General features: G+C 51.0%; 10 protein-coding genes and 2 rRNA genes. 8 read left to right on the top strand and 4 right to left on the bottom strand.

Annotated elements, in window-relative coordinates:
• Positions 1-30 precede the first annotated feature (30 nt).
• The gene (locus AB8809_RS22130) at positions 31-807 is read left to right on the top strand and encodes an isocitrate lyase/phosphoenolpyruvate mutase family protein (protein WP_012772961.1); all 777 of its coding nucleotides are present in this window, start codon (positions 31-33) and stop codon (positions 805-807) included.
• Positions 791-1,855: a methylated-DNA--[protein]-cysteine S-methyltransferase gene (locus AB8809_RS22135; RefSeq protein WP_349856794.1), complete on the top strand. Its 1,065-nt coding sequence runs from the start codon at positions 791-793 to the stop codon at positions 1,853-1,855. The genes AB8809_RS22130 and AB8809_RS22135 overlap by 17 nt, the downstream gene beginning before the upstream one ends.
• 71 nt (positions 1,856-1,926) lie before the next feature.
• Here the strand turns inward: AB8809_RS22135 and AB8809_RS22140 are convergent, their stop codons facing one another.
• Both AB8809_RS22140 and AB8809_RS22145 read right to left on the bottom strand, forming a co-directional pair.
• Positions 1,927-2,328 (bottom strand): ASCH domain-containing protein, encoded by a 402-nt coding sequence (locus AB8809_RS22140; protein ID WP_349856795.1) that lies wholly within the window; start codon positions 2,326-2,328, stop codon positions 1,927-1,929.
• 68 nt (positions 2,329-2,396) lie between these two features.
• Complete coding sequence (locus AB8809_RS22145) at positions 2,397-3,542, bottom strand: endonuclease/exonuclease/phosphatase family protein (RefSeq protein ID WP_349856796.1); 1,146 nt, start codon at positions 3,540-3,542, stop codon at positions 2,397-2,399.
• 320 nt (positions 3,543-3,862) lie between these two features.
• On the opposite strand from AB8809_RS22145, the gene AB8809_RS22150 reads away from it, so the two are divergent.
• From AB8809_RS22150 to AB8809_RS22175, 6 genes are all read left to right on the top strand, one after another.
• Positions 3,863-4,630 carry an amino acid ABC transporter substrate-binding protein gene (locus AB8809_RS22150; protein ID WP_180791993.1) on the top strand — a complete coding sequence of 256 codons (768 nt, stop codon included), beginning with the start codon at positions 3,863-3,865 and terminating at the stop codon, positions 4,628-4,630.
• Positions 4,631-4,672: 42 nt separating this feature from the next.
• Positions 4,673-5,338, top strand: a complete 666-nt coding sequence (locus tag AB8809_RS22155) for an amino acid ABC transporter permease (protein ID WP_010681530.1) — start codon at positions 4,673-4,675, stop codon at positions 5,336-5,338.
• Between the two features lie 366 nt (positions 5,339-5,704).
• Positions 5,705-6,730, top strand: coding sequence for an amino acid ABC transporter substrate-binding protein (locus tag AB8809_RS22160; RefSeq protein ID WP_005975324.1), 1,026 nt, complete (start codon positions 5,705-5,707; stop codon positions 6,728-6,730).
• Between the two features lie 65 nt (positions 6,731-6,795).
• The gene (locus tag AB8809_RS22165; protein WP_349856797.1) at positions 6,796-7,974 is read left to right on the top strand and encodes an amino acid ABC transporter permease; all 1,179 of its coding nucleotides are present in this window, start codon (positions 6,796-6,798) and stop codon (positions 7,972-7,974) included.
• A 9-nt stretch (positions 7,975-7,983) separates the two neighbouring features.
• Positions 7,984-9,078, top strand: coding sequence for an amino acid ABC transporter permease (locus AB8809_RS22170; protein WP_349856798.1), 1,095 nt, complete (start codon positions 7,984-7,986; stop codon positions 9,076-9,078).
• A gap of 8 nt (positions 9,079-9,086) precedes the next feature.
• The gene (locus AB8809_RS22175) at positions 9,087-9,848 is read left to right on the top strand and encodes an amino acid ABC transporter ATP-binding protein (protein WP_349856799.1); all 762 of its coding nucleotides are present in this window, start codon (positions 9,087-9,089) and stop codon (positions 9,846-9,848) included.
• Positions 9,849-10,131: 283 nt separating this feature from the next.
• Here AB8809_RS22175 and rrf read toward each other — a convergent pair.
• Together rrf and AB8809_RS22185 are read right to left on the bottom strand one after the other, a co-directional pair.
• A 5S ribosomal RNA gene (gene rrf, locus AB8809_RS22180) occupies positions 10,132-10,247 on the bottom strand.
• Between the two features lie 134 nt (positions 10,248-10,381).
• Positions 10,382-13,288: ribosomal RNA gene (locus AB8809_RS22185) — 23S ribosomal RNA — on the bottom strand.
• Positions 13,289-13,414: the final 126 nt, after the last annotated feature.

A 13,414-nucleotide genomic window follows, 5' to 3' on the forward strand; every position in this document is an offset into this window, starting at 1 on the left:
TGCGTCCCATATATCGTAAAGGAGATAATCATGAACTTCACTGAACGTCATCATCAAAGCCCCCCCTTACTCATCGCCAATGTCTGGGATGCGAGCAGTGCTATTGCCGCTCAGCATGCAGGCTATCAAGCCCTGGGAACCTCAAGCGCAGCCATTGCCGCTATGTTAGGTTACGAGGACGGAGAAGCGATGTCATTTGATGAATTGCTATACATCGTCACGCGTATCAAATCCGTCAGTCACCTACCATTAAGCGTTGATGTTGAAGCAGGGTTTGGTAGAACAGCAAGTGAGATCACCGTTAATCTTAAGCGTCTCGCCTCACTCGGCGTGGTTGGTGTAAACCTTGAGGATAGCAGGGTGGTTAATGGTGTCAGACAACTTGATGATGCCGTAGCCTTTAGCAGAACATTAAAAGAGATTCGTCATGCGTTGACCATAGAGAATGACCAATTGTTCTTTAATATTCGTACTGATACTTTTCTTCTTGGTCATGAGCAGGCACTACAGGAAACACTATTACGCGGTCGCTTATATGAAGAGGCTGGTGCAGACGGCCTTTTTGTTCCATGCCTAACATCTGAAAATGATATTGCGATCATTTCTCGGGAGATTAATTTGCCACTCAACGTCATGTGCATGCCAGACCTCCCGGCTTTCGACAGGCTGAAGACGCTCGGTGTCAATCGCCTCTCTATGGGTAATTTTGTTCATTCCGCCATTCAATCAACCTTTAAAAACATAATGCTCACTATCCAGTCGCAACAGTCATTTGCAGGAGTATTTGTTGATGAAAGTTCTCGATAATGACCAGTGCGATGTCTGGTATCAGGCACTACTTGAGCGCGATTCAGGCTATACGGGGGTATTTTTCGTTGGTGTAATCACAACGGGCGTATTTTGTATTTCCGTATGCCGGGCACGAAAACCGAAACGTGAAAATGTCGAGTTTTATAAGGATGTTAAATCTGCGCTGGATGCAGGATTTCGCCCCTGCAAAGTGTGCAGACCAACGGAAAACGCGCATAGCGCACCACGTTTAATTGAACAAGCGCTTGAACTCGTGCGCGCCAATCCTAAAACACGTATCAGCGACATAGAGCTTCGTAAACACGACATCAGCCCAGAGCGGGTTCGGCGGTGGTTTCTGCAAAATCACGGTATTACCTTTCAGGCTTTCCAGCGCATGCAGCGAGTGAATATCGCACTTCAGGAACTCAAAGGTGGGCGTAATGCGACCGAGGTGGCATTTGATAGCGGCTACGAATCATTAAGCGGTTTTGGCTACACCTATAAACGTCTCACTGGCGTGAGCCCAACCGAACAAAGCCAGATGATTATGATTCACCGTTTTACCACGCCGCTCGGCCCGATGTTTGTTTGTGCCACCGAACGTGGTGTTTGCCTGCTGGAATTTACTGACCGTCGCATGCTGGAGACCGAATTTCGCGATCTTCAGCGCTTGCTCAATGCTCGAATAATGTCAGGTGAAAATAATCATACCCGGCAAACAGAAAAAGAGATTAGCGAGTATTTTTCAGGCACACGCCAACAGTTTACTCTTTTGCTCGATACTCCAGGCAGTGACTTTCAGCGTACCGTTTGGCAGGAACTACGTGCTGTTCCTTATGGCAAAACCTCGCACTATCAGGCGCTTTCCGGGCTGATAGGGAAACCCAATGCGGTACGAGCGGTAGCTGCGGCGAACGGTGCAAACCGGGTAGCGATCGTCATTCCCTGCCACAGAATTATCGGCAAGGATGGCACGATGACAGGCTATGGCGGCGGTATTGCGCGCAAAAAATGGCTCATTGAGCATGAAAAAACAATGCTTAATCATCCGACGGAAAGCTAAGCCTAGAATGCTTCCAGCGCATGGCGATAAGCGATAAAACGCGGTCGGCTTAAGCCACGGCTAACCCAGAATCAAAACACCTCGATCAGCTCAAATTCTTCAAACACCAGCAGCATATCCGGGGCGAAGGTGCCTTCTCGTTCGAAAAACGTCTGATGGCCTTCGCGCCAGAAAGTCAGGCTTTTGTCGCCTTCGCCTTCTTTCGACGCCATCTCGGCGGTGACGTCGCAGTAGCGCACCAGCGTTAACGAGCGCGTCCGAATCACGCAGGAGGGCTGTCCGGCACCGTCCAGAACGATGTTGTAATCGCCGACCTGTGGCGTTTCCTCGTTTTTAAACGCGTGATACGAGCTACAGGTTGCGGTTTTATGCCCTTCCAGTACCAGTTGCAGCAATTCATCCGCCAGCGCGGGGTTGTCACCAAATGACCAGCGCAGCGCATCTGGGTATTGCTCTAATCCTTGCTTACTCATCATCTTCCTCTGTTTATATGGCTATGATTGCTTTGTGTTCTCACGCCATGATAGTCATAAAGCGAGCATCAGGTAATATCCACTTCTACCCAGAGCGCGGCATGGTCGGACGCAGCCGTGTCCCATGAGGTAACTTCGGGTAGCGGCGTAACGGGTTCCGCGCCCTCTTCGGCGGCAATCTTGTCGATATTATAAATGCCACGACGCTCGACACCCCACTCCACCACCGCCTGATGCAGCGGCGCAGATAAAAAAATGTAGTCCAGTTGGTTTAACCGAGCCCCTTTCTTTCCGCCAGCAAAATAGTAGGTGTAGCGCTCTTTTTCCGGGCGTTCAGGGTCGATAACTGGGTGTAAATCCGACAGAGAAAACAGCGGAGCCAAACTGTGCCAGGGGTTTGACGAATCTTCATTCAAATCGCCGAGAATGACCACGTAGTCCTTCTTGAGATCGTAAGTCTGTTGCACAATCTCCGCGACGCGTTCGGCCTGATCGCGACGCTTCTCTGCCCCACGCTGCCGCTCTTCTTCCGTTTGACCGCTCTGGCTTTTGAAATGGTTACATAGAATATAAATCGGCTGTTTGAGACCGGCATCCAGCGTCACTTCGAGACAATCACGGCTAAATACGGGATCGAAACGCTTTCCGGCATCAAAAATATGCGTGCGGAGCTGAGCAATCCGATAGCGCGTCAGGCAGGCGACATCAATACCGCGCGGATCGTTCGGGCTGTCGATCATCACGAACTGGCTGAATTTACTGTCCCCCAGTACCTGATTGTTGAAATCACGCAGGACGTCCATATTTTCGACCTCAACGGCGCACAGAATGTCGGCATTAAGCAGGGTAATAATCTTGCCCGTATTCTTACGCTGCTGACTGCTGAACTCCTGCGCCTTAAACACGATTTCGCCGATCCAATCTCCACGACCATGGCAGCTTTTGTTGATCCTGAATCCGGTGCCGGCGTCCTCCTTTTTCCATCGCCCCAACGTGCCTGCGTCAGTACGGATATCAATATAAGGGCGCAGTGCGATAGAAAGGCGGAACACTCGATCTTTCAGGGCATCGTCATATTGAGGCTGTTCAAGAAGATGCTGAAACTGCCTGACCTGCTGCAACAAGGCGTCAATCTGTTTGGAATCGGGGAGGTTGAGAATCGCGCTACGGTGGAACAGGTTCTCGACGTTATAGCTGGCGATACGGATCTTCATTGTTGTCTCCTGCTAGGTAGTGGCAAAAGCAATGATGTCCTTTTGAGAATAGAAGCCCATTGTGACAGTTGGGCAACATTCCCGGCAGCGATAGACTTTTTCTATCGTTCTTTAACTCAACATGGTTAAAACGTGTTAGACGCACTATATTCACTACAAAAGTAAGACTCGCGACAACAGTACGCACACCATAAGTACTATATTCACTTCTGATATAAATAATCACACAACGTGATTTATAAACAGATGTTTTGTCGCGTAGATTCGTTATTAACAAAAGTTATAAGCGCATGACCGCACTCTATTCACAGGAATTCATAATGAAAAAAATACGTTTTGCTTTACTGACCAGCGCCCTGCTTGCTACCAGCGTATTCGCTCATGCCGATGACCTTAGCGACATCAAGTCCGCAGGCGTTCTCAAGATCGGCACAGAAGGCACCTACGCGCCTTACACCTATCATGATAAGTCAGGCCAGTTGGTTGGTTTCGATGTGGATATTGGCCGTGCGGTGGCAGAAAAACTCGGCGTGAAAGCCCAGTTTATTGAAGGGCGTTGGGACGGGTTAATCGCCGGTATTGATGCCAAGCGCTACGATGCGGTCATCAATCAGGTTGGCGTCACCAAAGAGCGTCAGGCCAAGTATGATTTCTCCAAGCCGTATATCGATTCCAAGGCGGTGCTGGTTGTCCGTGGCGATAACACCACCCTCAAAGATTTCAGCGATCTGAAAGGCAAAAAAGCAGCTCAGAGCCTGACCAGTAATTACTCTAAGCAAGCCACCAGCTACGGTGCGGACATTGTGCCGACGGACGGTTTTAACCAGTCGCTGGATCTGGTTCTCAGCGGTCGTGCTGACGCCACGTTAAACGATAATCTGTCATTCCTGGATTTCAAAAAGCAGAAACCGGATGCCAACGTGAAGATTGCCGCGACCTCAAAAGACGGCGAACCTTCCGCGATTCTGGTGCGCAAAAACCAGGCACCACTGGTGGAAGCCTTGAATAAAGCTCTGGATGAAATCAAAGCAGACGGCACCTATAAAACGATATCTGTGCGATACTTCGGGGAGGATGTTTCTCAATAATCGCACTGTTATCAGCGCATACCGTTATCGGAGCTCGTTTTCATGCCGCCTTGGCTACAACTCATGGCAGACTCCTTTTGGAGTCTGCTTTCTGCGGGACTTAAATTTACTGTCCCTCTGGCGATTCTGTCTTTCATCTTTGGCTTAGCCCTCGGCATTATCATCGCGCTGGTTCGCCTTTATGGCCCCAAGCCGCTGAAATGGCTGGGTGATTTCTACGTTTGGGTCATTCGTGGCACACCGTTACTAGTGCAGCTTTTCCTGATTTTTTATGGTCTGCCCAGCGCGGGGATTACTCTGGATGCCTTCCCTGCTGCACTCATTGGTTTCACCATCAGCGTGGGCGCTTATAGCTCGGAGATCGTCCGTGGGGCCATTTTGTCTGTCCCGAAAGGCCAATGGAATGCCGCCTATTCTCTCGGTATGAACGGCAGGCAGGCGATTCGTTGGGTTATCTTCCCGCAATCCGTTTTTGTGTCACTACCGCCGCTCTCCAATACGTTTATTTCCTTAATCAAGGATACGTCGCTGGCCGCAGTGATCACGGTACCTGAGATGTTTTTATCCGCTCAACGCATCGTTTCCGTGACCTATGAGCCTCTGATTCTGTATGTCGAGGCTGCGCTGATTTATCTGATGTTCAGCACCGTGCTGAGCCAGCTACAGGTTAAGCTCGAAAAGTATTATCAGCGCCACATCACACACTAACATTTCCCGATATCAGCCCACGCCACCGCTGGGCTGATGCCCCCTCCGACTTAATATTCAGCCTTGTTCACTGTTCTCCACATCTGATAAACGCGTAGAGTGACTGAAGGCATCTCGCGCTCTCCATTTTGACGCACCAAAAAAGGGCGCATCACCCGCTTTGCATTTATCACGGTGCGCTCATACCTATTTAGAATTACCTACTTAGATCAATAACCCTTCATTTTCGTCTTGTTTATCAATCAAATAGAGAATTGGCATTTTATTTGCTTCGCTCTGCTCACGTCGGCATCCCGACAGACAGGTAGGGTGCACCTTTATTGTGTACTTCAAAAACAGCAAATAACTTTAGACGCTAGGATGATTATGAAAAGAATAGTGATTTCTACTCTGGTTGCTGGCGCGTCACTCTTTGCCGCAATCAATCAAGCCCATGCTGGTGCAACGCTGGACGCCATTCAGAAGAAAGGATTTGTGCAATGCGGTATCAGCGATGGCTTGCCCGGTTTTTCCTATGCAGACGCCAGCGGCAAATACTCCGGTATTGATGTTGACGTGTGCCGCGGACTTGCTGCCGCCGTATTCGGCGATGCCAATAAAGTCAAATATACGCCGCTGACGGCAAAAGAGCGTTTCACTGCGCTGCAATCCGGCGAAGTTGACGTGCTGTCACGCAACACGACCTGGACCTCCTCCCGTGACGGCGGCATGGGCATGCTCTTTACCGGCGTCACCTACTACGACGGCATTGGCTTCCTGACGCACAACAAAGCAGGCTTAACCAGCGCCAAAGAGCTGGACGGCGCAACCGTTTGTATTCAGGCGGGTACCGATACCGAACTGAACGTCGCTGACTACTTCAAAACCCATAAGATGCAGTACACACCTGTCACGTTCGACCGCTCTGATGAAAGTGCCAAAGCGCTGGAATCTGGCCGCTGCGATACGTTGGCATCAGACCAGTCACAGCTGTACGCACTACGTATCAAGCTGAGCAAACCTGCCGAATTTATCGTCCTGCCAGAAGTCATCTCTAAAGAGCCGCTGGGCCCGGTGGTACGTCGTGGTGATGAAGAGTGGTTCTCGATCGTCCGCTGGACACTGTTCGCGATGCTGAATGCCGAAGAGATGGGTGTGACCTCCAAAAACGTCGACCAGTTGGCAGCAAAACCCACCACGCCAGATATGTCCCACCTGCTTGGTCACGAAGGCAGCTACGGTAAAGATCTCAAATTACCGAACGACTGGGCATTCAAAATCATCAAACAGGTCGGTAACTACGGCGAAATCTTTGAACGTAATGTCGGTATGGGCAGCGAGTTGAAAATTAAGCGTGGCCTGAACGAACTGTGGAACAAAGGCGGGATCCAGTACGCGCCAGCGGTACGTTAATTATCAGAAAAAACCGGGCGCAGTGTATTGCTGCGCCCCTCAGTACCCCGTATCGAGGTTCCAGCATGCTACAACGCCCAACCGTAAAAGGTGATTTATCACTGACTAATCCAGCGGTGCGCGCCTGGCTGTATCAAATTGTCGTTGTTATCGCTGTATTGGCTGTCGCAGCCTACCTGTTGCACAACACCGTGACCAATCTGGCACAGAGGGGCATCACCTCTGGCTTCGATTTCCTGAATAAAAGCGCTGGCTTTGGCATCGTCCAACACCTGATTGACTATCAACAAGGCGACACCTACGCCCGTGTTTTCCTTGTTGGGCTATTCAACACGCTACTGGTTTCGGCATTGTGTATCGTGTTTGCGTCGATTCTCGGCTTTACCGTTGGCCTTGCCCGGTTGTCCGATAACTGGCTATTACGGAAAATATCTAACGTTTATATTGAGATATTCCGTAATATCCCGCCGCTATTGCAGATCTTCTTCTGGTATTTTGCCGTACTGCGAAATCTGCCGGGACCACGTCAGTCAATCAGCGCCTTTGATGTCGCCTTTCTCAGCAATCGTGGCTTCTATCTGCCCTCTCCTGAATTGGGGCCGGGTGCAGCGCCATTTTTTCTTTCTCTCATTATTACGTTGGTCGTGACATGGGGCGTTTTTCGGCGTAACCAGCGCTATCATGCGTTAACCGGTCAGCCACGCAGAACCTGGCCGCTGGCACTAAGCCTGTTGCTTGGGCTGTGTGCACTCAGCCATCTGATTTTTGGCGCGGCCTTTCACTGGGACATGCCGGAATTAAAAGGGTTTAATTTCCGCGGCGGTATGGTGCTTATCCCTGAACTGGCGGCATTAACCGTCGCCCTGTCGGTCTACACCTCATCGTTTATCGCCGAGATCATTCGTTCAGGCATCCAATCAGTTTCTCACGGTCAACACGAGGCGGCACGCTCTCTCGGATTACCGAATCCCGTTACGCTGCGCAAAGTGATCCTCCCACAGGCGCTACGCGTCATCATTCCTCCACTGACCAGCCAGTATCTGAATATTGTGAAAAACTCTTCGCTGGCTGCCGCGATTGGCTATCCCGATATGGTGTCGCTGTTCGCGGGAACGGTGCTCAATCAGACCGGTCAGGCCATTGAGACCATCGCCATTACCATGTCGGTCTACCTCATTATCAGTCTGCTGATCTCGCTGCTGATGAACCTGTATAACCGCAAGATCGCATTAGTCGAACGCTAAGAGGACGTCATGACGATGAACCATTATACGCAAGGCCGTCAGTCTTCTCTGTTCAGAGCGATGCAGTGGGCACGGCGTAATCTCTTCTCCAGTATCAGTAATAGCCTGTTAACGCTGTTTTGCCTCTGGCTATTGTGGGTTGCCATACCGCCTCTGCTCAATTGGGCGATCTTTCAGGCAAATTGGATTGGCACCACCCGTAATGACTGTACGCGTGACGGCGCCTGTTGGGTCTTCATTCACGCTAGATTTGGGCATTTTATGTATGGCCTGTACCCGGCAGCGGAGATCTGGCGCATCAACTTTGCCCTCACCATCGCACTACTCAGTATCCTGCCGATGTTCCTGAAAAGTATCCCCTATCGCGGACGCTACATTGCCGTCTGGGCAGTGGCTTATCCGCTCATTGCCTGGTGGTTGCTTTACGGCGGTTTTGGTGGGCTCAGCCGAGTGGAAACCTATCAGTGGGGCGGGCTCACGTTAACGCTGATTATCGCCGCCGTGGGTATCGCGGGTGCCTTACCGCTTGGCATCTTGCTCGCATTAGGGCGACGTTCCACGCTGCCGATCGTTCGTATGCTTTCCGTTGTCTTCATCGAGTTCTGGCGCGGCGTACCACTCATCACCGTACTTTTTATGTCATCCGTGATGCTGCCACTGTTTTTAACGGAAGGCACCACGATCGACAAACTGCTCAGGGCGCTAGTCGGCGTTATTTTATTCCAGTCCGCCTATGTCGCCGAGGTCGTTCGCGGAGGTTTGCAGGCGCTACCTAAAGGGCAGTACGAAGCCGCTGAATCTCTGGGCTTAGGCTATTGGCGCATGCAGGGGCTGGTCATTCTCCCGCAAGCACTGAAAATGGTTATCCCAGGCCTGGTGAATACCATTATTTCGCTCTTTAAAGACACGAGTCTGGTGATCATCATCGGCCTTTTCGATCTCTTCAGCAGCATCCAACAGGCAACGGTTGACCCCACCTGGCTGGGCATGTCGACGGAAGGCTATGTCTTCGCCGCTATGGTCTACTGGATTTTCTGTTTCAGCATGTCGCGCTATAGCCAACATCTGGAAAGTCGTTTTAACACCGGACACAAGTCACACTGAGGCCATCCATGAATCAGACTGCATTAACTCAATCAACCGATCACATGATTACCTTAGAAAATGTGAATAAGTGGTACGGGCAATTTCATGTGCTTAAAGATATTAATTTGCAGGTCCGACAGGGGGAACGCATTGTGCTGTGCGGCCCCTCCGGCTCGGGGAAATCAACCACCATACGCTGTATTAACCATCTCGAAGAACATCAGCAGGGTCGGATTGTTGTTGACGGTATTGAGTTGAATAACGATTTACGCAATATCGAAAAAATTCGCACTGAAGTCGGCATGGTTTTTCAGCACTTCAATCTTTTCCCCCACTTAACCGTGTTGCAAAACTGCACACTGGCGCCATGCTGGGTGCGCAATATGCCGAAGAAAGAAGCGGGAGAACTGGCAATGCACTATCTGGAACGTGTGCGTATCGCCGCACATGCGCATAAATTTCCAGGGCAGCTATCCGGAGGGCAGCAGCAGCGTGTGGCCATCGCGCGCTCGCTGTGCATGAAGCCCAAGATTATGCTGTTCGACGAACCGACGTCCGCGCTGGATCCTGAAATGGTGAAAGAAGTGTTAGATACCATGCTGGGGCTGGCACAAGATGGAATGACGATGCTGTGCGTAACGCATGAGATGGGGTTCGCAAGAACCGTGGCTGACCGGGTGATCTTTATGGATCAGGGAGAGATCGTGGAACAAGCACCACCGGATATCTTCTTTTCCAGCCCTCGCTCAGAACGCACGCAGTCATTTCTCTCGCAGATCCTGCACTAATCCAGAACAATCAGCCTGCGTATCCACGCAGGCTTTCCCCAAAGCACCAGTAAATAGCTCTCGCTATAGCTTCATGAGTACGGGCGACATCAGGTAGACAGCTTTCACACTAAGCCATTGAATAGTCGCTGGTAAAAAATGGATTTCTGCATCCTCAACAACCATCCATTCACCTGTCTGTCATACGAACTGCTGGCAGGCAGCGGATATATATACAGCACTCTCCGCAACGCGCACAGCAAAAAGCCCCTGTCTTCCGACAGGGGCTTTCCACTTGTTTGATGCCTGGCAGTTCCCTACTCTCACATGGGGAAGCCCCACACTACCATCGGCGCTACGGCGTTTCACTTCTGAGTTCGGCATGGGGTCAGGTGGGACCACCGCGCTATCGCCGCCAGGCAAATTCTGTTTTATTCCGACCGTTACTTAACATGACTTTTTTCTTTGTCATCTCCGTAACCATCAGAACCAATCTTTGAACAAGCTGAATATCGTTCTCTATGAGTCGTCTCACAAAACACCTTCGGTGTTGTAAGGTTAAGCCTCTCGGGTCATTAGTACTGGTTAGCTCAACGTATCGCTACGCTTACACACCCAGCCTATCTACGTCGTCGTCTTCAACGGCCCTTCAGGGGCATCTAGTGCCCAGGGAAGACTCATCTCGAGGCAAGTTTCCCGCTTAGATGCTTTCAGCGGTTATCTCTTCCGCACTTAGCTACCGGGCAATGCAATTGGCATCACAACCCGTACACCAGTGGTGCGTTCACTCCGGTCCTCTCGTACTAGGAGCAACCCCTCTCAATCTTCCAACGCCCACGGCAGATAGGGACCGAACTGTCTCACGACGTTCTAAACCCAGCTCGCGTACCACTTTAAATGGCGAACAGCCATACCCTTGGGACCTACTTCAGCCCCAGGATGTGATGAGCCGACATCGAGGTGCCAAACACCGCCGTCGATATGAACTCTTGGGCGGTATCAGCCTGTTATCCCCGGAGTACCTTTTATCCGTTGAGCGATGGCCCTTCCATTCAGAACCACCGGATCACTAAGACCTGCTTTCGCACCTGCTCGAGCTGTCACTCTCGCAGTCAAGCTAGCTTATGCCTTTGCACTAACCTCCTGATGTCCGACCAGGATTAGCTAACCTTCGTGCTCCTCCGTTACGCTTTGGGAGGAGACCGCCCCAGTCAAACTACCCACCAGACACTGTCCGCAACCCGGATTACGGGTCTACGTTAGAACATCAAACATTAAAGGGTGGTATTTCAAGGTTGGCTCCATGCAGACTGGCGTCCACACTTCAAAGCCTCCCACCTATCCTACACATCAAGGCTCAAGGTTCAGTGTCAAGCTATAGTAAAGGTTCACGGGGTCTTTCCGTCTTGCCGCGGGTACACTGCATCTTCACAGCGAGTTCAATTTCACTGAGTCTCGGGTGGAGACAGCCTGGCCATCATTACGCCATTCGTGCAGGTCGGAACTTACCCGACAAGGAATTTCGCTACCTTAGGACCGTTATAGTTACGGCCGCCGTTTACCGGGGCTTCGATCAAGAGCTTCGCCTTGCGGCTGACCCCATCAATTAACCTTCCGGCACCGGGCAGGCGTCACACCGTATACGTCCACTTTCGTGTTTGCACAGTGCTGTGTTTTTATTAAACAGTTGCAGCCAGCTGGTATCTTCGACTGATTTCAGCTCCATGAGCAAGTCACTTCACTTACCATCAGCGTGCCTTCTCCCGAAGTTACGGCACCATTTTGCCTAGTTCCTTCACCCGAGTTCTCTCAAGCGCCTGAGTATTCTCTACCTGACCACCTGTGTCGGTTTGGGGTACGATTCGGTGTTACCTGGAGCTTAGAGGCTTTTCCTGGAAGCGTAGCATCAGTTACTTCATCACCGTAGTGACTCGTCATCACGCCTCAGTGTTAATGATGACCCGGATTTACCAAAGTCACCCACCTTCACGCTTAAACCGGGACAACCGTCGCCCGGATAACCTAGCTTTCTCCGTCCCCCCTTCGCAGTAACACCCAGTACAGGAATATTAACCTGTTTCCCATCGACTACGCTTTTCAGCCTCGCCTTAGGGGTCGACTCACCCTGCCCCGATTAACGTTGGACAGGAACCCTTGGTCTTCCGGCGTGCGGGTTTTTCACCCGCATTATCGTTACTTATGTCAGCATTCGCACTTCTGATACCTCCAGCAACCCTCACAGGCCACCTTCGCAGGCTTACAGAACGCTCCCCTACCCAACAACACTAAGTGTCGCTGCCGCAGCTTCGGTGCATGGTTTAGCCCCGTTACATCTTCCGCGCAGGCCGACTCGACCAGTGAGCTATTACGCTTTCTTTAAATGATGGCTGCTTCTAAGCCAACATCCTGGCTGTCTATGCCTTCCCACATCGTTTCCCACTTAACCATGACTTTGGGACCTTAGCTGGCGGTCTGGGTTGTTTCCCTCTTCACGACGAACGTTAGCACCCGCCGTGTGTCTCCCGTGATAACATTCTTCGGTATTCGTAGTTTGCATCGGGTTGGTAAGTCGGGATGACCCCCTAGCCGAAACAGTGCTCTACCCCCGAAGATGAGTTCACGAGGCGCTACCTAAATAGCTTTCGGGGAGAACCAGCTATCTCCCGGTTTGATTGGCCTTTCACCCCCAGCCACAAGTCATCCGCTAATTTTTCAACATTAGTCGGTTCGGTCCTCCAGTTAGTGTTACCCAACCTTCAACCTGCCCATGGCTAGATCACCGGGTTTCGGGTCTATACCCTGCAACTTAACGCCCAGTTAAGACTCGGTTTCCCTGCGGCTCCCCTATTCGGTTAACCTTGCTACAGAATATAAGTCGCTGACCCATTATACAAAAGGTACGCAGTCACACCCCGAAGGATGCTCCCACTGCTTGTACGTACACGGTTTCAGGTTCTATTTCACTCCCCTCGCCGGGGTTCTTTTCGCCTTTCCCTCACGGTACTGGTTCACTATCGGTCAGTCAGGAGTATTTAGCCTTGGAGGATGGTCCCCCCATATTCAGACAGGATGTCACGTGTCCCGCCCTACTCATCGAACTCACAACTTGTGCATTTTTGTGTACGGGACTATCACCCTTTACTGTGCGACTTTCCAGACGCTTCCACTAACACACAAACTGATTCAGGTTCTGGGCTCTTCCCCGTTCGCTCGCCGCTACTAGGGGAATCTCGGTTGATTTCTTTTCCTCGGGGTACTGAGATGTTTCAGTTCCCCCGGTTCGCCTCATTACGCTATGTATTCACATAATGATAGTGTGTCGAAACACACTGGGTTTCCCCATTCGGGTATCGTCGGGTATAACGCTTCATATCAGCTTACCGACGCTTATCGCAGATTAGCACGCCCTTCATCGCCTCTGACTGCCTAGGCATCCACCGTGTACGCTTAGTCGCTTAACCTCACAACCCGAAGGTGTCTTTGATAAATCAAAGTCACTGTCGCGCTGCGATTATTTGAGAGACTCATTGACAGACTGCATCGCCATCGACACCCAAAGGTATCAACGCACGTTCAGCTGTCATGTT

Source organism: Pectobacterium aroidearum, from assembly GCF_041228105.1.
In the GTDB taxonomy this organism is placed as follows: Bacteria; Pseudomonadota; Gammaproteobacteria; order Enterobacterales; family Enterobacteriaceae; genus Pectobacterium; species Pectobacterium aroidearum.